We start from the raw sequence: 22,139 nt of genomic DNA, 5'->3' as shown, positions 1-22,139 counted from the left end.
GGGCGCGCACCCTCAGCCCTGCCGGGGCTCGACGATCTCGCCCTCAATGGGCTGGCCGCCGTCCACCACGGTCGGCTCCGCCGCCGCCGCCGGCGGCGGCTGCTGCGGGGTGCCCCGGTGCACTCGCACCCGGCGCGGCCCAAACAGGTCACCGGCGACCATTGACGACACGCGCCGCTCCGCGGTACGCCGTGCCCCCGCGCGGGCCAGCCGGCGCACCGGCGGCACCAGCAGCACCAACCCCAACGCCCCACTGAGTAGACCCGGGGTGGCCAACAACAGCGCGCCGAGCAACCCCACCAGACCATCGGTAACCTGCGTGCCCGGCGGTTGACCAGACCGCGCCGCGGTCTGGAAGCCATGCCACGCGCGCATCCCCTCCCGGCGCAGCAGCGCCATGCCCAGCAGCGACGCCGCGAACACGGCCAGCACCGCTATCCCGAACCCGGCGGCCCGGCCCACAGCCACGAACACCGCCAGCTCCACCAACGCCGCCAGCAACAACGCCAACGGTACGAACCTCAGTCCCCGGCGCATCATCACCTCACCACCCGACCGCCACGCCCCCACCGCCCGACTCGCCGGTGGTGGAGTACGTCGTCCCGCCCGTCCAGCATGACACGGCCGCGCCGCCGTCGGCCCCCGCCACCAGCGGCGGAGACACCGACGTCGCCGCCACCGGGCGGCGACGGGGACCGGGGCAGCGCTACGGCCACCGGACCTGCCCCGTGGGTGTGCCGTGTAGCCCCCGGCGGAAGGCCAACCGCCGGTCCGCCACCGCCCACCCGGTGATCCGCCACAACGCCTCGGCGACGATGAGCGGGCTCATCTTGCTGCTGCCCCGTTCGCGTTCGGCGAAGGTGATCGGCACCTCCACGATCCGCGCCCCGGCCCGGTGTGCCAGCCGGGACAACTCCACCTGGAACGAATACCCCTGCGAGCACACCGACGCCAGGTCCAACGCGTCCAGGGCGCTGAGTCGATACACCCGGTAGCCGCCGGTGGCGTCGGAGACCGGCATCCCCAGGGCCAGCCGCGCGTACAGGTTTCCGCAGCGCGACAACAGCAGCCGCCGCAGCGGCCAGTTGAGCACCTGCGCTCCCCGGGTCCAGCGAGACCCGATCACCACGTCCGCGTCGCGGGCCGCGGCCAGCATCGCCGGCAGATCCTCCGGGGCGTGGGAGCCGTCGGCGTCCATCTCCACCACCGCGTCGTAGCCGCGTTGCCGCGCCCACCCAAACCCGGCCAGATAGGCGGCGCCCAGCCCCTGCTTGCCCTCCCGGTGCAGCACATGCACCCGCCGGTCCTGTCCGGCGAGGGCTTCCGCCACCTCACCGGTGCCATCTGGGCTGTTGTCGTCGGCAACCAGAATGTCCACCGACGGCACCGCCCGACGCACCCGTTCCACAATCCAGGTCAGGTTGTCGGCCTCGTTGTAGGTCGGGATGACCACGAGCACCCGCCCCACCTCGGGATGACCGGTCTCGTCACGCACCGTCCTGCCTCCCTCTCACCGGCGTACCGGCCGTCGCCGCACCTCGGGCGCGTCGCCGCACCCCGGCTGCGGCGAGGGCCGCCACGGCCAGGACCGTCAGCGCCACCTCCGGCCACAAGCCGACGCGGGTCGCGAAGGTTTCGTCGTCGGCGAGGTGTAGCTGCCGCACCACGATCGCGCGGGTGTTGAACTCGGTGGCATCACTTACCCGCCCGTCCGGGGAAACGAACCCGGAAACGCCCACCGTTGAGGCCATCAGTGCCGGGCGACCATGTTCGACCGCCCGCAGCCGCACCATGGCCAGCTGCTGCCGGGCCTCAGCCACATCGAAGGTGGCGTTGTTGGTCTGCACCACCAGCAGCTGCGCCCCACCGGTAACCGTGTCCCGGACCACCTCGTCGTAGGCGACCTCGAAGCAGATCACATCACCGAGCACCGCCGGACCGGCAGCCAGCACGCCCGGGGTACTACCCGGCACGAAATCAGACCGCACCCGGTCAACCTGCTTGCTGACCAGTCGGGCCACATCACGAAACGGCACATACTCGGCGAAGGGCACCGGATGCCGTTTCGTGTACAGCTGGTCGAGATCCGGGCCGGTCCCCGGCCGCCACAGCAGCCCCGCGTTGCGTACCTGCCCCTCTCCCGGGCCGCGCAACACCGCCCCGATCAGGATCGGCACACCCACCGCGTCGGCGGCAGACTGGATCCGGTCACCGGCGGAAGCATCCTGCAGCGGATCGATGTCGCTGGAGTTTTCCGGCCAGACCACCAGGTCCGGGCGGGGCCGGGCCCCGGCGGCGACCTGGTCGGCCAGCTCGACGGTGGCCTCAACGTGATTGTTCAGCACCGCCTGCCGTTGGGCATTGAAGTCCAGCCCCAGCCGCGGCACGTTGCCCTGCACAATCGCCACCGTCACCGGCTCCCCACCACCGTCGGCGCGGACCGGCACAAGCAACCCGACAGCCGGCACCGCCAGCACCGCCAGCACCGCCCCCGCCACCGGCATCCACCGCCGGCCCGGGTGCCGATACGCCGACCAGCCCGCCCAGGCCGCGGCCACCAGCAGCCCACCGATCACCGCGACCACGAAGGTCACCAACGGCGCCCCGCCCAGGGCAGCAAACCGCAGCAACGGCGACCCATCCTGGCTGAACGCCAGCCGACCCCACGGGAAGCCACCGAACGGAGTGCGATCACGCAGCGCCTCCTGCGCCACCCACAGCACCCCGGTCAACGCCGGCCACCCCCACCGGAACCGGTCCACCAGCGGAGAAACCCACGCGGTGGCCGCGCCAAGCAACGCCAGATAGCCGGCCTGCAACAACGACAGCAGCACCCACGGCAAGGAGCCGGTGTGCAGGTTGGTCCAACCCAGCAGCGGAGCGAAGAACGCCACCCCGGTCAGGAACCCGAGGCCGGCGCCAGCCCGCGGGCGCCGACGGTGGGTTGCGCCCGCCAACAGGGCCACCCCGACCGCCGCCAGCGGCCACACCCCGTACGGCGGGAACGCCAGCAGCAACGCCACGCCCCCACCAACCGCCGCCACCAACGCAACCGGCAACGGCAACGCCAACGGACGTTCCCGCATCACTCCCACAGCCCTCGCCGGCATGTCCACGATCACCTGCCGAAGGGTACCCGGCCCGATCCGCGCCGCCCCGGGCAGCGCAGACCACGGCGACCCAGCGTCGACCACGGCACCCCGGGCAAAACGGAAATCGGGGCGCGGCAACTGCCGCACCCCGATGCTCCCAGGCCCTTCCCGGCCGGTGGGGCGAGAATGGGACGCGCCGACCTTCGGACCGACCGGACGGCAGACTGGCTGCCCCCGCCTGGCCGTTGTCTACTGGCCGTGCCTCTCACCCTGCCCGTACACCGGTAACCGCGGCCGGTTCGCGCCGCCCCGCCGACCCCCGCCCGCTGGACCTGGCCGCCGCGACCACACACTCGTGTCGCTCGGCCAGCGGACGAAGGGACGAAGCGAACAACAGCCGCTTCCCGTAGTAGGACTCAAAGACGGTACGTGCTCCCCCCGGGGCGCTGTCAACCCGGCCCCGACGAGTCGTCGCCACCACCCGGCGTGTCGCGCCATCCGCGCCGGCCAGCCCGCACCGCGCCACCCACCCCTCGGGCTACCAGGACCCGCCCCAACCCCCCGCCCGCAGCCGGTCCGTAAGAGCACGCGCCGCGGCCGGGTGCTCGGCACCCAGCAACCCGACAGCGGCCAACACATAGTCCACGTCCACCACCGCCCGGGCGGCACGCGGCAACGGCCACCCACCGGCATAGTCGGCGAGTACCCCCGCGAGCACCCCCACGGCATCCGCAGCCGCGGCATGCCGGAGCACCCCACCCGAACCGACCAGCAGCCGAACATCCCGCAGATCCCGTCCCGCGCGTTCACCGGTGGCCGCCCCACGGGCGTGCCGCCGCAACGCCACCGTGGCCGCCAAGGCCGCCAGCCGCGCGTCGGTCGCCCGCTGCGCCCCGCCCACCGGAAGATACGCCGGGTCATCCGCCCGCTGCCGCGCCGCCGCGGCCAGCACCTCGGCGTCGGCCACATCGAGCAGCCGCTCCTCCACCGCTGCCCGCACCACCCCCGGGGCGCTCCACCGCACCCCCAGATCCCCCTCAACGGTGCGGGCCCGCCACAAGCTACCCGCCACCTCCCGGCCCGGCCCGCTCTCCCGCTCATCCGGCGTCAGCACCGAATACACGTCGGTGGTCGCCCCACCGACATCCACCACCGCGAGATCACCGCCGAGCGTGTCCGCGAGCAACTCCACGCCGGTCAGCACCGCATCCGGGGTGGCCGCCCGCACCAGCCGCGGGAACCGCGGCCCCCGCGACAACCTCTTACCGCCGATCACATGCCGCAGGAACACCTCTCGGATCGCCGCCCGCGCCCCAGCCGGCGCCAGCACCCCGATCCGGGGCAGCACATTCTCCGCCACCGTCACCGGCACCCGCGCCGACACCAGCATCGACACCAGATCGTCGCGGACCTCGGCGTTACCGGCGAGGACCACCGGAACCCGCCAGCGGGCCCGCGCCAACCGGGTCGCGTTATGCGTCAACGTCTCCGCGTCACCGCCGTCGGTGCCGCCGACCAGCAGCAGCACATCCGGGCGGGCCGCCCGCACCGCCGCCAGCTCCGCCGCGCCAAGCCGACCCGCGGCCACATGCACCACGTTCGCCCCCGCCGACAGACCCACCCGACGGCCCGCCTGCGCGGTCACCAACTGCTCGTAGCCGACCACCGCCAACCGCAGCCCGCCCCCAGCAGACGAACACACGTACCACGGCGCGTCCCCCACCGGCAGACCGGCGGTCGCCGCCGCGACCGCCGCGTCCAACCCCCGCAACACGTCACTGCCCACCGTGGTGGGCACCGCCGCCGTCGCGACCAGACCCGCGCCGTCGAGATCGACCACCGCCACCTTCGTGTACGTGGAGCCGACATCCGCGCAGATCGCGACGTTCACGCCACCAGCGGCACGACCACCGTGCCCGTCGCGGTGACCGCCACGATCGGCGGATCACACACCTGCGCCGCGGACTCCCCCCGATCCGGACGGCCCCGACACACCACCACACAGCTCAACTCCAGCGTACGACTACGCCTACCCGCCCGGGTGACCCGACCGGTCACCTCCACCACGTCACCGGCGCGCACCGGCGCCAGGAACCGCACGTCCGAATAGCCGGCGAACAACCCCTCGTCCCCGTCGGTACGGATACAAACCTCCGTGGCGACATCCCCGAACAAACCCAACGCGTACGCCCCGTCAACCAGACTGCCCGCATAGTGCGCATGCGAGTACGGCACATACCGCCGGTGCGCCACCGTCACCCCAACCCTCGGGTCACTCATACCGTCGCCGCCTTCCGGCTCGTGATCAACGCATGGACCAGGTAGGAAGCCACCTCGCCCGGAGTGGTGCCACGGGCGAAAATCCGGTCCACCCCCAACTCGGCGGTCATCGCCTCGTCGAAGCGCGGACCGCCGACAATCAGCAACGGCCGCTTCCCCGCCGGCCACGCCTCCCGAACCGCCGCCGACATCTCCCGCGTGTTGTGCAGATGCGCGTCCCGCTGCGTGACCACCTGCGACACCAACACCGCATCCGCCCGCTCCGCCCGAGCCGCCGCCACCAAATCCGGCACACTCACCTGCGCGCCCAGATTGCTGACCCGCAACTCCCGGTAGTACTCCAGCCCCTTCTCCCCAGCGATGCCCTTGACGTTGAGAATCGCGTCGATCCCCACGGTGTGCGCGTCGGTGCCGATACACGCCCCCACCACCGACAGCTTCCGCCGCAACTGCCGCTTGACCACCGCGTTGACCTCCTTCGCCGACAGCAACGGAAAGTCCCGCTCCACCACCTGCACGGCCGAGGTGTCCACCAGATGGTTCACCCGCCCATACACCACGAAGAAGGTGAACCCGTCCCCCATCGGTCGGGCATGCACCAGCATCGCCGGGTCGATGCCCATCTTCCCGGCCAGCTGAATCGCCGCACCCTCAGCACGCTTGTCGTGCGGCAGCGGCAACGTGAACGACACCTGCACCATGCCGTCACCGGTAGTGTCCCCATACGGCCGCACGACCTGCTTCTCCGGCACGACCGTCACGACCCCGCCCCTTCCAGGATCTGCACCGCCGGGTTGTAGTAGTCGCCCTCGTGCCGCGCCACCCCGTCCAACCCCCTACCCCGGTCCGCCGGCCGCTTCATGATCCCGAACGTGCCCTCGCCGATCGCCGTCAGCAACGACTGCTCCCCGACCCGCTCCAACAACTCCACCGCCGAACGCAACACCTGGTGCGCCCGCTGCTGAATGAAGCCACCCGACGCCGGCACGAAATCCTCACGCAGCCCACCCGCGGCACCCAGCACATACCGGACGTTCTGCAAGGCGATATCCCGATCCGACAGCCACGGCGTCACCACCGCCTCCGTCATCATCCCCACCAACAGAATCCCCTGCCCGGTCAGCGCCCCCACCAGGTTGAAAAATCCGTCCAGCAGGTTGCCCCGAAACACATCCCCGGTCATGTGCTTCGTCGGCGGCATCCACTTCAACGGCGCATCCGGGAACAACTCCCGCGCCAACAGCGCATGCGCCAACTCCAACCGCAACGACTCCGGCACATCCGGGTTGATCTCAAACGCGTGCCCCAACCCCAACTGCCAGTCCGCCAACCCCGCCTCATGCGCGAAGTACTCGTTGAGCAACTGCGACACCGTCACCGTGTGCGCCTCGTCCACCGCATCGGCAGTCGTCAGGTAATTGTCCTCACCAGTGTTGATGATGATCCCCGCCCGAGCGTGCACCTGCCGCGAAAAACGCTGATCGACGAAGGTACGAATCGGATTGATATCCCGGAACAAGATGCCGTACATCGAATCGTTCAACATCATGTCCAGCCGCTCAAGGCCCGCCAACGCCGCCATCTCCGGCATACACAACCCCGACGCGTAATTCGTCAACCGCACATACCGACCCAACTCCCGCGACGACTCGTCCAACGCCGCCCGCATCAGCCGGAAATTCTCCTGCGTCGCATACGTACCGGCGAAGCCCTCCCGAGTCGCCCCCTCCGGCACATAGTCCAACAACGACTGCCCCGTCGACCGGATCACCGCGATCGCATCCGCCCCCGCCCGAGCCGCCGCCTGCGCCTGCGGAATATCCTCGTAAATATCCCCCGTCGCCACGATCAGATAGATCCACGGCCGCTGCGGCGGATCCCCGAACCGCCGCACCAACCGCTCCCGCTCGGCCCGCCGCCGATCAACCCGCCGCACCCCCGCCGCGACCGCCCGCCGCGCCCCCCGCCGCGCCGCCGTCGCCGCCCGCCCCGCCGGAACCTCAAACCGCACCGACCCAGCCGCCGCCTTCTGCGCCAACAGCGTCACATCCACCAACTGCTCCCGCGCCAAGGCATCGAAAACCGGAACAGCCACCCCATGCCCCAAGCCCACATCCGCGGCCACCGCATCCACCAACCGGTTCACCCACGGAATCCCATCCGGATCCGCCCCCTGCACCCCGGCCAGCCGCAGCACCGCCCGCTCCACCGACACCGTCGTATGGCTACGCGCCAACTCCACCACCGGCGCCCCAGCCCGAGCAGCCAACTCCCGCGCCCGCGCCACCAACACCGGATCCAGATCGAGCTTCCTGGTCACAATCCGCCCTCCCCATAGATCACCGCACCACGCAGCACCGTACGTAGACACACCGGCAACGGCGTCGGATCCGAAACACCCCGCGCCTCCGGATCCTCCGCCTGCAACACCGGCAACCCCCGCTCCACCCCCGCCGGGGAATCCCACACCGCGAACGTCGCCGGCGCCCCCAACGCCAACACCCCGTCACCATCCCGCCGCACCGCACGCCAACCACCCCGCGAATGCGCCGCGAAAGCCGCCCGCACACTCATCCGCTGCGCCGGATTGTGATGCGCCACCGCCGCCCGCACCGACCCCCACGGATCCACCGGAGTCACCGGCGAATCCGACCCGAACGCCAACGACACCCCCACCGAATGCATCGCCCCCAACGGATTAGCGGCCAACGACCGATCCAGCCCCAACCGCGACTCATACATTCGACCCGCGCCACCCCACAACCGGTCAAACGCCGGCTGCACCGACGCCACCACGCCATACTCCACAAACCCGGCAATCGTCCGCTTGTCCATGAGCTCCGCATGCTCCACCCGATGCCGAGCCGCCCGCACCCGATCCGTACCCAGCCGCGCCGCCACCGCCGCGAACCCCGCCAACACCGTCGCGATCGCCGCATCCCCAATCGCGTGGAACCCGCCCTGCAGCCCGTACCTCGCGCACCCCAACAAGTGATCCCGCACCTGCTCGGCCGACAAATACCCATGTCCGCACCCACCCGCATCCGCATACGGCACCGTCAACTGAGCCGTCTGCGCCCCCAACGCCCCATCAGCGAAGACATCCCCACCAGCACCCACCGCACCCAACTCCCGAGCCCGCTGCGCACCACCCAACTCACCCCAATACCCGTACACCTCCGGCACCCCCACCCCGGAGATCCCCAACAACCGCGTGAAGTCCTCCTCCCCGGAAATCTCCGGCCCACCACACTCATGCACCGCGGCAACCCCCAACGACGCCGCATGCGCCAACGCCGCCCGCTGCGCCGCCGCCCGCTGCACCGACCCAACCGACTCAAAAGCCGCTGCCCGCACCACATGATGCGCATCCCGCCGCAACCACCCCGACTCGTCGAAACCAACCGCGGCAACCACCCCCGGACACGCAGCCAGCAACGCCGTCGACACCAACGCCGAATGCATCGACGCCTGCGACAAATACACCCGCCGCCCCGCCGCCGCCCGACCCAACTCCGCCGCCCCCGGAGGCACCGGCACCGACCAGGCCGACTCGTCCCAGCCATGCCCCAGCACCACACCATCAGCCGGCAGCCCCTCAGCAAACGCCGACACCGCCGCCAACAACTCCCGCCCCGACCGCACACCCGACACGTCCAGCCCCGACAACCCCAACCCGGTGTCCGTCGTGTGCACATGCGCGTCAACGAACGCCGGCGTCACCAGCGCGCCACCCAAATCCACCACCTGATCGGCAACCGGCGCCTCAGCGTCCGACCCCAACCAGGCAATCCGGCCGCCGGAAACCAGAAACGCGGTCGCACCCGGGTCAGCAGGACAATGCAGCACACCGCCGCGGTACAACGTCGAGGGGTTCGTCATGGCACTCAGTCTGCCGCCAGCCGCGCCGCAAAGAGACGACGCACCCCCGGTTCGCCCCGCAACAGATCCAACGCCAACTCCGCGTGCCCCGGCACAAACCCGTTACCCACCAGCAACGTCACATCCGCCGCCAGGCCCTCCGCGCCCAACGCCGCCGCCGCGAAACTCGTCGCCATCGAGAAGAACACCACCGTGCCACCGTCAGCCGTGGCCAACACCGCACCATGCTCACAACCCGGCGCATCCACGCACACCACCGTCACATCCGCCGGCACCCCCAGCGCCGACGTCACCGCCGTCGACAGCGCCACCGAATCCCGCGCATCGGCCAGCACCACCGCATCCGCCAACCCCGCCGCCACCAGCGCGTCCCGCTCCCCCGCCACCGGCACCACCCCGACGGTCCGCGCCGCGCCAGCCCGCCGCGCCGCAGCCAGCGACAGCGACCCACTCTTGCCCGCACCGCCGATCACCGCGACGCTTACCGGCCGAGCATCCCCCTCCCGCGCCCGGTCGGCCACATACCGCTGCACCACCCGCCCGGTCAACGCCGGAGCCCCGCACACGTCCAGCGCGGCGAGCGACAACTCCGGATGCAGATCCGCCGGCAGCACCGCCGCGATAGAGCGGGCAAACAGGATCGCATGACCATCACACGGAACCTGCTCACCGCGCCCATCCCAACGGGCCAGCCCATCCGCGACAGCCAACGGCGTCAGCGTGAGCGACACCAGAGTCGCTACCCGGTCGCCCACCCGCAGCCCCAGCGGCGACCGTCGACCGACCTCCTCAACCGTGCCGATCAACATGCCGCCGGAGCCGGTCACCGGGTTCTGCATCTTGCCCCGCGCAGCGATGATCTCCAGCACCTCGGCGCGGATCCGCGTACCGTCCCCGCCGTGCTTCTCCCGCAGCTGCCGGAAACTCGCCGCGTCCAGGTTCAACCGCTCCACCCGGATCCGCACCTCGTTCGGTCCGATCGCCGGGCTCGCGTCCAGTCGCCAAGCTGCCTGCGGCAGCACCCCCGCGGGCTCCAGAACACGGTGCAAACCCACCGGTGATATCACGACGACCTCCCTGTCCAGCCGCCTGAAGCCCCGGCCGCGACTCGCAAAGCGGGAAAACTTACGGCAGAATAGTTACTTCACCGGATAATTTCCAGACCTACGGAGTCACTGATCATTCACACCACCACCCACGAGGAGGGGGCCGTGACCCAGACCCACCCCGCGGAAGCCATCTCCGCAACCCAGCCTGAACCCGCCGCCCCCACCACGGGCCAACCCTACGAATACCGACGAGCCCCCCTCGTCGAACCCGACTGGACCCGCTTCCCCGGCTGGCGCCACATCAGCCGCGACCAGTGGGAATCCGCCCAATGGCAACGCACCAACTGCATCAAGAACATAAAGCAGCTCCGCGCCGTCCTCGGCGACCTCGTAGGCGATACCTTCTACGCCGACCTGGAAGCCGACCAGAAGGCCCTGGCCACCATGTCCATGCTGGTGCCACCCCAGATGCTCAACACCATGGTGCCCTTCGAGGCGATGACCACCGACGCCCTCTACGCCGACCCGATCCGGCGCTACATGGTCCCCGTCGCCTCCGACCGACGCACCGACTGGCCCTCACACCCATACGCCAGCCGCGACTCCCTCCACGAACACGACATGTGGGTCGCCGAGGGCCTCACCCACCGCTACCCCACCAAAGTTCTCGCCGAACTACTCTCCACCTGCCCGCAGTACTGCGGGCACTGCACCCGGATGGACCTGGTCGGCAACTCCACCCCCGCGATCGACAAACTCAAACTCACCCTCAAACCCGTCGACCGCTACGACGCCCACATCACCTACCTCCGGGCCCACCCCGGCGTCCGCGACGTCGTCGTCTCCGGCGGTGACGTGGCCAACGTGCCGTGGAAGAACCTCGAGTCGTATCTGATGCGCCTGCTCGACATCGAGACCGTGCGCGACATCCGGCTCGCCACCAAGGCCCTGATGGGCCTGCCCCAGCACTGGCTCCGAGCCGATGTCGTCGAAGGCCTCGAGCGGGTCGCCCGCACCGCCGCCCGCCGCGGCGTCAACCTCGCGATCCACACCCACGTCAACCACGCCCAGTCCCTCACCCCGCTGGTCGCCAAAGCCGCCCAGACCGCCCTGAACGTCGGAGTTCGCGACGTTCGTAACCAGGGCGTGCTCATGCGCGGCGTCAACGCCACCACGCCCGACCTACTTGATCTCTGCTTCGCGTTGCAGGGCGAAGCCGGCATCCTGCCGTACTACTTCTACCTGTGCGACATGATCCCCAACGCCGAGCACTGGCGGGTCCCGGTCAGCCACGCCCAACAGCTCCAACACGACATCATGGGCTACCTGCCCGGCTACGCCACCCCGCGAATCGTCTGCGATGTCCCCTTCGTTGGCAAGCGCTGGGTGCACATGCTCACCGAATACGACCGGGAGCGGGGCATCTCATACTGGACCAAGAACTACCGCACCTCCATCGAGTCCGCCGACCTGGAGGCGCTCAACAAGCGTTACGCGTACTACGACCCGATCGACACCCTGCCCGAGACCGGTCAGGCCTGGTGGGCGGCCCACCGCGACGACTGAACCATCTGATCCGCCGCCCGTGACCACCACTCGTGGGCGGCACTGCGTTTCGGCAACCCGGCCGTAACCAACGCCAGTCAGAACGACGACGGGCCCGGAAGCAGGTGCTTCCGGGCCCGTCGTCGTCAAAACGGTCACGTCACCGCGCCCCAGTTCGATCCAACTCACGCTCCGACTGCTCGGCGCGCTCCTCCCTAGCCTGGCGAGCACGGGCGTCGTCCCGCTGCCGGACCCCTTCGACCCGCAGCCGCTCGTCGCCGCAGACATCGCCCACCCGTTCCTTGGTGGCGCCGGTCAGCTCGTCCACCATGTTCTTCGTCTTGGTGGCGAAGCTCATCTCCGCTCTCCCCTCGTGGCGTTTCGGCCAGCGACATCGGTTTCCCACGTTGGTGATGAGTATTCGCTTGGCTCGGTGGGCCGGAGCACATCACGTAACGCATCCTAGGATGCTAGCCAGGAAGAGTGGCGGCACCAATGGTTGACTGAGAGCATGGGTGAGCTCCTCCTGATCAGACACGGTGAGACCACGTGGAGCGCCCGTCGGCGACACACCTCGTACACCGACCTCGCGCTGACCCCCGACGGCGAACGGCAGGCCCGCGCGCTCGGCCCGATGCTCACCGGCCGGCGCTTCGCCACAGTCCTGACCAGCCCGTCTACCCGCGCGGTGCGCACCGCGCGGCTCGCCGGCCTCACCCCGACCGGGACGGACAACGACCTGGTCGAGTGGAACTACGGCGAGATCGAGGGCCGCACGACCGCCGAGGTCCACGAAGAAGATCCCGACTGGAACCTCTGGACTGACGGCTGCCCCGGCGGTGAGTCCCCCAGCGAGGTCGGTGCGCGGCTCGACCGACTCCTCAACCGACTCGGTGGCGTCCTCGAGCACGGAACCGTCGCCGTGGTCGGACACGCGCACAGCCTCCGGGTGCTCACCGCCCGATGGCTCGGCCTAGCACCCTCCGCCGGGGCGCTGTTCCGGCTGGAAACCGCGACCGTCAGCGTGCTCGGCCACGAACACGGCCGGCCGGTCATCCTTCGGTGGAACCAGCCGGCTCCCCCGGCCCCCGCGGCCGCAACCGCCCAGACACCTCGGCATTGAGCTTCGGTGGCCGGCCCTCGTACGGCGTTGACAACACCACCGTGGTCCGCGTGGTCACACTCGCCGCCATCCGGATCTCCTGTAGCACCCGCTCCAGGTCGGTCGGCCCGGCCACCCGCAGCAACAGCAGGTAGAAATCCTCCCCCGCGACCGAGTAACACGAGTCGATCTCCGGTAGGTGAGCCAGCCGCTCCGGCGCATCATCCGGCTGCGAGGGATCAAACGGCCGAATCGCTACAAACGCCGTCAGCGGCAGATCCAGCGCCTCGAAGGAAACCCGGGCCGCGTACCCGCCGATGACCCCGCGCTGCTCCAGCCGGCGGACCCGCTGATGCACCGCGGAGACCGACAACCCCACCCGCTCCGCGAGGTCGGTATATGACAGCCGGCCGTCCACAGCCAGCTCCGCGACGATGGCCCGGTCGATCTCCTCCACGGCGAGCAACCTACCGGGAAAAGGCCCGCCACGCGACGGTGGGTCGCCGGAGCGGCGTCGCGGCAGCGGACCCGGGCCGCCCCTCCGTCAGCCCTTCGCCAACGCGCGGGAGATCACCAGACGCTGGATCTGGTTGGTCCCCTCAACGATCTGGAGCACCTTCGCTTCGCGCATGTACCGCTCCACCGGGTGATCAGCGACGTAGCCCGCGCCGCCCAGCACCTGTACCGCGTCGGTGGTCACCCGCATCGCCACATCGGTGGCGAACAGCTTCGCCTTCGCCGCCTCGATCGAGTACGGCCGGCCGGCGTCGCGCAGTCGCGCCGCCGCCAGCATCAGCGCCCGGGCCGCCGAGATCTGGGTGGCGGCATCGGCGAGCAGGAACCCCAGCCCCTGGAAGTCGACGATCGCCCGGCCGAACTGCTGCCGCTCCCGGGCGTAACCGACCGCATAGTCCAGCGCCGCCTGGGCCAGGCCAACCGCGCAGGCCGCGATCCCGAGACGGCCCGAATCCAGGGCGGCCATCGCGATGCCGAAGCCCTTACCCTCCCCGCCGATCAGCCGCTCCGCCGGCACCCGCGTCCCATCGAAGACGACCTGCGCCACCGGGGAAGCGTGCAGCCCCATCGTGCGCTCCGGCAGCTGCGGCTCGATCCCGGGCAGGTGCCGGTCCGCGAGCAGGCAGGAGATGCCCGACGACCCGGCACCGCCGGTCCGGCAGAAGATGTTGTAGAAGTCCGCCACGTGAGCGTGCGTGATCCACGCCTTCGTTCCGGAGACGACATACTCCTCGCCGTCGAGGACGGCCCGGGTGGTCAGACTGGCGGCATCCGACCCGCCCTGCGGCTCGGAGAGGCAGTACGCGCCGAGCAGTTCCCCACCGATCAGCTCGGGCAACAGCTTCCGCTGCTGCGCCGTGCCGTACTCGGCGACCGGGAAGCAGGACAGGGTGTGGACGCTGATCGCCTCGGCGACCGCGAGCCAGCGGCTGGCCAGGATCTCCAACACCTGCAGGTACACCTCGTACGGCTGGGCGGCGCCCCCATACTCCTCCGCGTACGGCAGGCCGAGCAGGCCCGACCGGCCCAGGGTACGCAGCACCTCCCGGGGGAACTCGGCACGCTCCTCGTGGTCGGCGGCCTTCGGCGCGAGTTCCCGGTCGGCGAGTTCGGTGGCCAGGTCCAGCAGGTCGTGGGCCTCGTCAGTGGGGAGGATCCGGTCGACAGTCATGAGTTGATGAGCTCCGTGGGGGTGGGGTTGAGCCGTCGCACCCACCAGCTTAACGGTCGTTCGGCTCGCCCCACCGCCGCGGCACCGGAACACCCAGCGGGCCCCGTCGGCTGCTCCCCGCCGCCAGCATCCACGCCGATGTCGGTGCGGTGTGTCAGGCTGTCGAGCATGCCAGCCCCGCTCCTGCTCGTGGACGCGCCGAGCCTCTACTTCCGGGCATACTTCGGCATCCCGGAGTCCGCCGCCGTCGGGCCCGAGGGCCAACCGGTCAACGCGGTCCGTGGCTTCCTCGACATGTTGGCGAGCCTGGTCCGCCCCCGCCGGCCGGGCCGGCTGGTGTGCGCGATGGACTACGACTGGCGACCCCAGTGGCGGGTGGCCCTCCTGCCCTCGTACAAGGCGCACCGGGTGGCGCCCCAGGGGGGTGAGGTGGTTCCCGACACGCTGAGTCCGCAGGTCCCGGTGATCCTCGACGTGCTCGACGCGCTCGGCATCACCAGCGTCGGCGCCGCCGGCTACGAGGCCGACGACGTGCTCGGCACCCTCTCGGTCACCCAGCCTGGCCCGGTTGAGGTGGTCTCTGGTGACCGCGACCTGTTCCAGCTGGTTGATGACGCCCGCCGGGTGCGGCTGCTCTATATCGGGCGGGGGGTGGCGAAGCTGGCAGACTGCGACGACGCCGCGGTCCAGGCCCGATACGGGGTGCCCGCCGCCCGCTACGCCGACTTCGCCGCGCTGCGCGGTGACCCCAGCGACGGCCTGCCGGGGGTTCCCGGCGTCGGCGAGAAGACCGCGGCCCGGCTCGTTGACCGACACGGCGACGTCGCCGGTGTGCTCGCCGCCCTAGACGATCCGGACGCCGGTTTCGCGCCCGGGCTACGGGCGAAGCTCACCGCCGCGCGGGAGTACCTGGCCGTCGCCCCGGCGGTGGTCCGGGTCGCCCTCGATGTGCCGCTACCCGACCTGCCCACCGAACTGCCCACCGCACCCGCCGATCCCGATCGGCTGCTCGACCTCGCCGAGCGGTGGAACCTCGCCGGCGCCGTCCGGCGCCTGGTGGACGCCCTGGCCAACCGCGCCGACTGACCGCCGCCGCCCAGCGGCACCACGCGGTGCCGGGGACGGTGCGGTGCCGGACGAGACGTACGTCGTCAGGCGGTGGCCTGGTAGGAGAGCACCCCGCGATTCACCGCGACGATGGCCTGCCGCGCCGTGCTGCGCAGCTCGGCCGAGGCACCGCCGGATTCGGCCAGTTGGCCGAGCAGGTCCACCACCTGCCGAGCCCAACGGACGAAGTCACCGGCCGGCATCTCGCCGTCGATGTGGCCGCTGACGAGGACCTTCGCGAGTGGCTCCCCGCGGGCCCAGCGGTAGACCGGCCAGGCGAAGCCGAGATCCGGCTCCCGGGTCACGGTCAGCCCCTGCGCCGCCTCGTCGGCCTCGATCTCCCCCCACAGCTTCAACGTCTCGTCGACCGCCGTCGCGACCGCGCCCCGCGGCAGCGACGCACGCTCGTCGACGTCCCGGCGGGCCTCGAAGACCACCACCGACACCGCCGCCGCCAACTCGGCCGGGCTGAGCCCATTCCACACGCCACGACGCAGGCACTCGGCGACCAGCAGGTCCGCCTCCGTCCAGATCCGGCTCAACATCCGACCGGCGTCGGTGACGCCCCCATCGGTGGCCAGGTAGCCGCGGGCCGTCAACAGCGCCACGATCCGGTCGAAGGTGCGGGCCAGGGAACCGGTCCGGCCAGTCACCCGCTGCCGCAGCTCCTCGGTGTCCTTCTCCAACCGGCGGCGGCGCTCCGCCCAGCGGGCATGCTCCTCCCGTTCCGGGCAGGCATGGCACGGGTGACGGCGCAGCTCAGCGCGGAGCTGCACGAGCCGATCGTCCTCCCCACCACCGCGCCGCGACCGGCCTCCCCGCCGGCTGCCGTGCCGGTTCAGCCCGGTGCCGCTGACCGCGGCGGCCAGGTCCCGGCGGGCGGCCGGGGAGCGGTGGTTGAAGTGTTTGGGCACCCGAATCCGGGTGAGCACCTCCGCCGGAGTGGTGAAGTCGCCCGGGCCCACCCGGCCCGCCCAGCGGTCCTGGGTCAGCACCAACGGACGGGGCTCCCCGAAGCCGGCGGCCGCCGGGTCCAGCACCACCGCAAGGCCAGCTCGCCGGCCGGACGGCACCCGGATCACGTCGCCGACCCGCAGCCGCTCCAGCGAGACGATCGCCGCCGCCTTTCGCTGGCTCTGCCCCTGCCGGGCCAGCTCCCGCTCCCGGTCGGCGATCGCGACCCGGATCGCGAAGTAGGCGTCGAAGTCACCGTGTTGGCAGGCCGCCTCCAGGCCGTACGCCTGGACCGTCTCGGTGTTGCGCTGGACCTGCCGCGCCAGCCCGACCACCGACCGGTCCGCCTGGAACTGCGCGAACGAGGATTCCAGCAACGCCCGGGCCGGCTCCGCGCCCACGCTGCCGACCAGGTTGACGGCCATGTTGTACGACGGCCGGAAGCTCGACCGCAGCGGGTATGTACGGGTGGATGCCAGGCCGGCCACGTGCCGCGGGTCGGTCTCCGGGGACCAGACCACCACGGCGTGCCCCTCCACGTCGATACCGCGTCGGCCAGCTCGGCCGGTGAGCTGCGTGTACTCGCCGGGCGTCAGGTCCACGTGCGCCTCGCCGTTGTACTTGACCAGGCGTTCCAACACCACGCAGCGGGCTGGCATGTTGATGCCCAGCGCGAGGGTCTCGGTGGCGAACACCGCCTTCACTAGCCCGCGGACGAAGAGCTCCTCAACGACCTCCTTGAACGCCGGCAGCATGCCGGCGTGGTGTGCGGCGAGGCCCCGCTCCAACCCGTCCAGCCAGTCCCAGTAGCCGAGCACCGACAGGTCCTCGCCAGGGATCGTGGTGATCCGGCTCTCCACCACCCGACGGATCTCGGCCCGCTCCTCTGGGCCGGTCAGCCGCAGCCCGGCGGCGAGACACTGCTGCACCGCCGCGTCGCAGCCGGCACGGCTGAAGATAAACAGGATCGCCGGCAGCAACCCCTCCCGGTCGAGCCGGTCAACGATGTCCGGGCGCATCGGCCCCCGCCAGCGCGGTCCACGCCGACCTCCGGGGCCGCCACCGCGCCCCTCCCCCAACTCGAGGCGGCGCAGCGTGTCGCGGGTGTAGCGCAGCAACTCCGGATGCACATCGTGCTTACGCGCGGCGTCGGCGTCGTGGAACAGGTCGAACATCCGCCGGCCCACCAGCATGTGTTGCCACAACGGCACCGGCCGGTGCTCGCTGACCACAACCTCGGTCTCGCCGCGGACCGTGATCAGCCAGTCGGCGAACTCCTCCGCGTTTGACACCGTCGCCGACAGCGACACCAGCGTGACCGAGGCGGGCAGGTGGATGATCACCTCCTCCCACACGCCACCGCGGAACCGGTCGGCGAGGTAGTGCACCTCGTCCATCACCACGTACGCCAGCCCCTGCAGCGTCGCCGAGCCGGCGTAGAGCATGTTGCGCAGTACCTCGGTGGTCATCACCACCACCGGCGCATCACCGTTGATGGCGTTGTCACCGGTGAGTAGCCCGACCTGGTCGGCGCCGTGCCGGTCAACGAGATCGTGGTACTTCTGATTCGACAACGCCTTGATCGGGGTGGTGTAGAAGCACTTGCGGCGCCCCGCCTCGGCCGAGGTCCCACCCCGCAGCGCCAGGTGGACGGCGAACTCACCGACGACCGTCTTGCCGGCGCCGGTGGGGGCGCAGACCAGGACCCCGCTGCCGCGCTCCAACGCCTGGCACGCCTCCCGCTGGAAATCGTCGAGGTCGACGCCGAGGTCGAGGGCGAACTCGTCCAACGCCGGGGACAGGTGGGCCTGTGCGGCCCGGCGGCGTGCCGCGGCGTACCGCTCGGCGGGGCTCGACATGGGACCAAGATTAGTGCGTACCGCGCCGGCACGCCCCACGAGGCCGTCCCTGCCGCAGCCGTCCGGGGCGGTCGGTAGGGTGCACGGCGTGCCGGACAGTACCGAACCCGCCCAGACAATCGCCCCGGGTCGTGCCGTTACCCCGACCGCGTCCCGCCGGCCGGTGGAAGCGGTGCTCTTCGACTTCCACGGCACGCTCGCACAGGTGGAGGAGGCCACCGCCTGGGTGACCGCGGCGGCCGCCGCCTGTGGCACCACGCTGGACCGGATCCGCGCCACCGCCCTCGCCGACCGGCTGCTCACCGCCGGGAGGGCCGGGGGGCCGCTGCCCCAGCGGGTCCCGCCCGCGCTGGCCGAACTCTGGGCCGACCGGGACCTGTACCCACATGCGCATCGCGGCGCGTACACCGGGCTCGCGGCGACGATCGACGCCGGGATCGATGGGCTCGCCGACGCGCTCTACGAGCGGTTGCTGGTGCCCGAGGGGTGGGTGCCCTACCCGGATACCGCCCCCACCCTGGCCGCGCTGCGTGCCGCCGGGGTGCGCGTGGGCGTGGTCAGCAACATCGGCTTCGACATCCGGCCGCTCTTCGCCGCCTGGGGGCTCGCCGATCTGGTGGACGGGTACGTGCTGTCGTACGAGGTGGGGCGCTGCAAGCCCGATCCGGGCATCTTCCTGCACGCCTGCGGGACGCTGGCCGTTGACCCGGAACGTGTGCTCATGGTCGGGGACACCCCCGCCGACGCGGGGGCGGTGGCGGCTGGCTGCGCGGTGTTGGTGCTCCCGCCTGGTGAGGCTGGCCGGCCGAACGGGCTCGGCGCGGTGCTGGACCTGGCCGTACCGGGCTGACCGGCCGCGGCGCTGGCCCTGCCGGTGCACCGGCGTTAGCGCAGCAGCCGCACCGCCGCCGGGGCCGCGGTGATCGTCATCGGCAGTTCGGCAACCGGTTCCCCGTCGGCGTAACCGGTGATGCCCGCGGCGGCCACCTCCACCGTCCGCGCCCGGAAGCTGCGTACCAGCGGGTGGTCAACGTGCGTCCCCGGATAGATGCGGCGTTTTATCCGCAGCAGCGTACGCCGGTTGAACCGCCCGCCGACCACGACGTCGAGCAGCCCATCGGTCGGGTCGGCGGCCGGGCAGATCCGCATCCCGCCGCCGTAGCGGGCGCAGTTGCCGACCGCCACCAGGACGGCGTCCAGTTCGTGGGTCACCCCATCCAGGCGCAACGTGTAGCGGCGGGGCCGCAGCCGGGCCAGCTCCACCAGAATCGCCAGGTCATAGCGGCGCGGGCCACGGGGCCACCGCAACCGGTTGGCCCGCTCGTTGATGATCGCGTCGATGCCGGCGGCGAGCACCGCCCCGTACCACCGCTGGGTGCCGTCGGCCGCGGTGGTACGGGCCAGGTCGATCGGATGGGAGCGGCCGTGCCGCAACGCGGCGGCGATCGCGTCGGCCGCGGTGAGGGGGTCAACCGGGAAGCCGGTGTCACCGGCGAAGTCGTTCCCGGTCCCCGCCGGCACCACCGCGAACGGCACTGGAGTGCCCGCCACCGCCTGTAGCGCCAGGTGCGCGGTGCCGTCGCCACCGACGGCGACCAGCGCCGCCGCGCCGTCGGACACCGCCGCGCGACAGGCCGCCTGAGCCTCCGCCGGAGTCTCCGCCGCAAGCACCCGCACCGGATGACCGCCGGCCGCCAGTCGGTGCACCACAGTGGGCAGTAGCCCACGGTGGCGCCCCCGGCCGGCGCTCGGGTTGGCCAGGACGGCGACCGGACGACCGGTACCGGCAAAATCGACTGCGGTCACGGCGTGCACCGTACCGGGACGGGACCGACGCCGCACCCCCACCCGACGCCGCCGGCGGGCAGGGGCACCAGCGTCAGGTCATGTCGTCGTAGCGGCGCTCGATCGGCGTAGGCTTGGCGACCGGCTCCGGCTCCGCGACCGACTCCGGCGCCCCAACCGGGGCGCTCGCCTCGATCGGGTCACTCCCCTCCGCCAGCGGCGACGCCTCGTCGTCGGCGAGGTCGGCGTAGGTCTCCTTGCCGCGACCCCGACGTTTGTCGTTGAGGAACGCGACACCGACGGCCGCGAAGTAGAGGGCACACAGGCACAACGCCAACGCGGTCATACCGAACGGGTCGGGCGTGGGCGTGACCACCGCCGCGAAGGCGAAGAACACGAACACCGCCACCCGCCACCAGCCCAGCAACCGCTTCGCGCTGGCCACACCGACGAAGTTGAGCATCAACACGATCAGCGGGAACTCGAACGCCACCCCGAACAGCAGGATCAGGTTGGTGACGAACGAGATGTACCGGGTGATGTCGAGAGTGGTGTTGATCTCGGGGCCGGAGACCTGCAGCAGAAACTCCAGGCCCTTGGAGGTCACGAAGTACGCCAGCACCGCGCCGGCGGCGAACAGCGGCGCGGCGAGTGCGGTAAAGGCGTACGCGTAGCGCCGCTCGTGCTTGTGTAGGCCGGGGGCGATGAAGGCCCACAGCTGGTACAGCCACACCGGCGCGGCGAGGATCAGCCCCACCCACAGACCGATCTTGAGGTTGAGCAGGAACAGGTCAGCCGGACCGAGCTGCACGAAGTCGCAGGCGCCGTCGGTGGTCTGCGCCTGGGGAAGCTCGCAGTAGGGCCGCTGTAAGATGCCGCGCACCGGCCCGGCGAGCCAGAGACCGATGCCGAAGCCGATCAGGACCGCCAGCGACGCCTTGAACAGCCGGTTGCGCAGCTCACGGACGTGCTCGACCAGCGTCATCGAGCCTTCCGAGGCCCGCTGGAAGCTGCTCGGGCCACGTTTACGCAGGGCGAAGGCCACGGTGGTCGGGCCCCTCGATCAGTTGTCGCGGGTGCGCTGCACCGGGTCCACGACCGGCTGCTGCTGCGGCGGGGCCGGGTAGGGCGGCTGCTGGGGGTGCGGCTGTCCCTGCTGCACCTGCGGCTGCAGGGGCTGGTAGCCAGCCTGGGCATCGGCCTTCTCGGCCAGGTCACGGTCGTCGTCGTGCAGGCTCTTCGTCTCGGCCTTGATGATCCGCAGCGAACGGCCCAGCGAGCGGGCCGCGTCGGGGAGCCGCTTCGCGCCGAAGAGCAAAATCAGCACGACCACGAGTACGGCGATGTGCCATGGCCTTAGGGCACCCATGGGAAGCTCCGGTCTCTCGGTGTCGGGCAGGTGGTGTCGCAGCCATCGTACGTGCGTGCGGCGGCGTTGCCACCCGCTGGGCGCTACGGGACGATGCCGCCTGGGTGAAGTCTAGGCCAACTGGGGATGTCCCCGGCAGGCCGCTTCGTCCGAATTGGGACGCCCGGGGGCGATTGCTACCCGCCGCGGCGGGACCGGACAACGGCGATCTGCTGCTGGGTGGTCGCCAGCTGTTGCTGCAACCCTTCGGCCCGCGCCTGCAGCGCCACCGCGGTGGTCTGGAGCGCCGCGGCCTCATCCGCGTGCCGCTGCAACGCCGCCGCCGCCCGCCGCAGCCGACGCAGCCGGGTCAGCACCGGCCGCACGGCCAGCCCGAGCAGCACGAACGGGAGCACCACCAGCGCGACCACGATCCACACCACCACGGC

At 71.0% G+C, this 22,139-nt stretch carries 21 protein-coding genes; 4 read left to right on the top strand and 17 right to left on the bottom strand.

From position 1 onward, the window contains the following. Nucleotides 1-12 precede the first annotated feature (12 nt). The 9 genes from SALPAC4_RS0121315 to kdd form a co-directional block, all read right to left on the bottom strand. Nucleotides 13-537 carry an FxsA family protein gene (locus SALPAC4_RS0121315; protein WP_027644949.1) on the bottom strand — a complete coding sequence of 175 codons (525 nt, stop codon included), beginning with the start codon at nt 535-537 and terminating at the stop codon, nt 13-15. Nucleotides 538-706: 169 nt separating this feature from the next. Then, complete coding sequence (locus SALPAC4_RS0121310) at nt 707-1,495, bottom strand: polyprenol monophosphomannose synthase (RefSeq protein ID WP_018731971.1); 789 nt, start codon at nt 1,493-1,495, stop codon at nt 707-709. Further along, on the bottom strand, nt 1,488-3,230 hold the full coding sequence (lnt, locus tag SALPAC4_RS0121305) for an apolipoprotein N-acyltransferase (protein WP_397537998.1): 1,743 nt from the start codon (nt 3,228-3,230) through the stop codon (nt 1,488-1,490). Before lnt ends, SALPAC4_RS0121310 begins: the two co-directional genes overlap by 8 nt. 400 nt (nt 3,231-3,630) lie before the next feature. After that, nucleotides 3,631-4,983 (bottom strand): glutamate mutase L, encoded by a 1,353-nt coding sequence (locus SALPAC4_RS0121300; protein WP_019872074.1) that lies wholly within the window; start codon nt 4,981-4,983, stop codon nt 3,631-3,633. Then, entirely contained in the window at nt 4,980-5,372 is a 393-nt protein-coding gene (gene kal, locus SALPAC4_RS0121295) for a 3-aminobutyryl-CoA ammonia lyase (RefSeq protein ID WP_019872073.1), read from the bottom strand. The genes SALPAC4_RS0121300 and kal overlap by 4 nt, the downstream gene beginning before the upstream one ends. After that, a complete protein-coding gene (gene kamE, locus SALPAC4_RS0121290) occupies nt 5,369-6,133 on the bottom strand; it encodes a lysine 5,6-aminomutase subunit beta (RefSeq protein ID WP_019872072.1) in 765 nt (254 codons plus the stop codon). Before kamE ends, kal begins: the two co-directional genes overlap by 4 nt. Then, the gene (gene kamD, locus SALPAC4_RS0121285) at nt 6,130-7,692 is read right to left on the bottom strand and encodes a lysine 5,6-aminomutase subunit alpha (protein WP_019872071.1); all 1,563 of its coding nucleotides are present in this window, start codon (nt 7,690-7,692) and stop codon (nt 6,130-6,132) included. The genes kamE and kamD overlap by 4 nt, the downstream gene beginning before the upstream one ends. Continuing rightward, nucleotides 7,689-9,254: an amidohydrolase gene (locus SALPAC4_RS0121280; protein WP_019872070.1), complete on the bottom strand. Its 1,566-nt coding sequence runs from the start codon at nt 9,252-9,254 to the stop codon at nt 7,689-7,691. The genes kamD and SALPAC4_RS0121280 overlap by 4 nt, the downstream gene beginning before the upstream one ends. A gap of 5 nt (nt 9,255-9,259) precedes the next feature. Continuing rightward, nucleotides 9,260-10,318: an L-erythro-3,5-diaminohexanoate dehydrogenase gene (gene kdd, locus SALPAC4_RS0121275; protein WP_027644947.1), complete on the bottom strand. Its 1,059-nt coding sequence runs from the start codon at nt 10,316-10,318 to the stop codon at nt 9,260-9,262. 147 nt (nt 10,319-10,465) lie between these two features. Here kdd and SALPAC4_RS0121270 point away from each other — a divergent pair, with 147 nt between their 5' ends. Then, nucleotides 10,466-11,869 carry a KamA family radical SAM protein gene (locus SALPAC4_RS0121270; RefSeq protein ID WP_019872068.1) on the top strand — a complete coding sequence of 468 codons (1,404 nt, stop codon included), beginning with the start codon at nt 10,466-10,468 and terminating at the stop codon, nt 11,867-11,869. A gap of 139 nt (nt 11,870-12,008) precedes the next feature. Here SALPAC4_RS0121270 and SALPAC4_RS0121265 read toward each other — a convergent pair whose 3' ends face one another. Next, nucleotides 12,009-12,206, bottom strand: coding sequence for a CsbD family protein (locus SALPAC4_RS0121265; protein WP_019872067.1), 198 nt, complete (start codon nt 12,204-12,206; stop codon nt 12,009-12,011). A gap of 153 nt (nt 12,207-12,359) precedes the next feature. On the opposite strand from SALPAC4_RS0121265, the gene SALPAC4_RS0121260 reads away from it, so the two are divergent. Next, nucleotides 12,360-12,971: a histidine phosphatase family protein gene (locus SALPAC4_RS0121260; protein ID WP_019872066.1), complete on the top strand. Its 612-nt coding sequence runs from the start codon at nt 12,360-12,362 to the stop codon at nt 12,969-12,971. On the opposite strand, the gene SALPAC4_RS0121255 is transcribed toward SALPAC4_RS0121260, so the two are convergent. Both SALPAC4_RS0121255 and SALPAC4_RS0121250 read right to left on the bottom strand, forming a co-directional pair. Continuing rightward, nucleotides 12,901-13,407, bottom strand: a complete 507-nt coding sequence (locus SALPAC4_RS0121255; RefSeq protein WP_018731982.1) for an Lrp/AsnC family transcriptional regulator — start codon at nt 13,405-13,407, stop codon at nt 12,901-12,903. The genes SALPAC4_RS0121260 and SALPAC4_RS0121255 overlap by 71 nt on opposite strands. Before the next feature lie 87 nt (nt 13,408-13,494). Further along, nucleotides 13,495-14,637 carry an acyl-CoA dehydrogenase family protein gene (locus tag SALPAC4_RS0121250; protein ID WP_019872065.1) on the bottom strand — a complete coding sequence of 381 codons (1,143 nt, stop codon included), beginning with the start codon at nt 14,635-14,637 and terminating at the stop codon, nt 13,495-13,497. 168 nt (nt 14,638-14,805) lie between these two features. On the opposite strand from SALPAC4_RS0121250, the gene SALPAC4_RS0121240 reads away from it, so the two are divergent. Beyond that, on the top strand, nt 14,806-15,723 hold the full coding sequence (locus SALPAC4_RS0121240) for a 5'-3' exonuclease (protein WP_020113547.1): 918 nt from the start codon (nt 14,806-14,808) through the stop codon (nt 15,721-15,723). 65 nt (nt 15,724-15,788) lie between these two features. Here the strand turns inward: SALPAC4_RS0121240 and SALPAC4_RS0121235 are convergent, their stop codons facing one another. Beyond that, a complete protein-coding gene (locus SALPAC4_RS0121235) occupies nt 15,789-18,557 on the bottom strand; it encodes a DEAD/DEAH box helicase (protein WP_019872063.1) in 2,769 nt (922 codons plus the stop codon). Between the two features lie 88 nt (nt 18,558-18,645). Here SALPAC4_RS0121235 and SALPAC4_RS0121230 point away from each other — a divergent pair, with 88 nt between their 5' ends. Then, a complete protein-coding gene (locus SALPAC4_RS0121230; RefSeq protein WP_018739589.1) occupies nt 18,646-19,407 on the top strand; it encodes an HAD family hydrolase in 762 nt (253 codons plus the stop codon). 35 nt (nt 19,408-19,442) lie between these two features. Here the strand turns inward: SALPAC4_RS0121230 and SALPAC4_RS0121225 are convergent, their stop codons facing one another. From SALPAC4_RS0121225 to SALPAC4_RS0121210, 4 genes are all read right to left on the bottom strand, one after another. Continuing rightward, entirely contained in the window at nt 19,443-20,363 is a 921-nt protein-coding gene (locus SALPAC4_RS0121225) for a diacylglycerol kinase family protein (protein ID WP_027644946.1), read from the bottom strand. Between the two features lie 73 nt (nt 20,364-20,436). After that, on the bottom strand, nt 20,437-21,387 hold the full coding sequence (gene tatC, locus SALPAC4_RS0121220; protein ID WP_019872061.1) for a twin-arginine translocase subunit TatC: 951 nt from the start codon (nt 21,385-21,387) through the stop codon (nt 20,437-20,439). A gap of 18 nt (nt 21,388-21,405) precedes the next feature. After that, entirely contained in the window at nt 21,406-21,711 is a 306-nt protein-coding gene (tatA, locus tag SALPAC4_RS0121215) for a Sec-independent protein translocase subunit TatA (RefSeq protein ID WP_020113546.1), read from the bottom strand. Between the two features lie 176 nt (nt 21,712-21,887). After that, the gene (locus SALPAC4_RS0121210; RefSeq protein WP_018731991.1) at nt 21,888-22,136 is read right to left on the bottom strand and encodes a hypothetical protein; all 249 of its coding nucleotides are present in this window, start codon (nt 22,134-22,136) and stop codon (nt 21,888-21,890) included. Nucleotides 22,137-22,139 lie beyond the last annotated feature (3 nt).

The sequence above is a fragment of the Salinispora oceanensis genome (assembly GCF_000383575.1).
Lineage (GTDB): Bacteria > Actinomycetota > Actinomycetes > Mycobacteriales > Micromonosporaceae > Micromonospora > Micromonospora oceanensis.
Note: the sequence above shows the minus strand (reverse complement) of the source record. Positions and strands in the feature narration are given on the sequence as shown.

Coding starts and splice junctions, on each gene's coding strand:
- SALPAC4_RS0121315 (WP_027644949.1), bottom strand. CDS start 537: ATGCGCCGGGGACTGAGGTTCGTACCGTTGGCGTTGTTGCTGGCGGCG.
- kal (WP_019872073.1), bottom strand. CDS start 5,372: ATGAGTGACCCGAGGGTTGGGGTGACGGTGGCGCACCGGCGGTATGTG.
- SALPAC4_RS0121280 (WP_019872070.1), bottom strand. CDS start 9,254: ATGACGAACCCCTCGACGTTGTACCGCGGCGGTGTGCTGCATTGTCCT.
- SALPAC4_RS0121265 (WP_019872067.1), bottom strand. CDS start 12,206: ATGAGCTTCGCCACCAAGACGAAGAACATGGTGGACGAGCTGACCGGC.
- SALPAC4_RS0121260 (WP_019872066.1), top strand. CDS start 12,360: ATGGGTGAGCTCCTCCTGATCAGACACGGTGAGACCACGTGGAGCGCC.
- SALPAC4_RS0121250 (WP_019872065.1), bottom strand. CDS start 14,637: ATGACTGTCGACCGGATCCTCCCCACTGACGAGGCCCACGACCTGCTG.
- SALPAC4_RS0121240 (WP_020113547.1), top strand. CDS start 14,806: ATGCCAGCCCCGCTCCTGCTCGTGGACGCGCCGAGCCTCTACTTCCGG.
- SALPAC4_RS0121235 (WP_019872063.1), bottom strand. CDS start 18,557: ATGTCGAGCCCCGCCGAGCGGTACGCCGCGGCACGCCGCCGGGCCGCA.
- tatA (WP_020113546.1), bottom strand. CDS start 21,711: ATGGGTGCCCTAAGGCCATGGCACATCGCCGTACTCGTGGTCGTGCTG.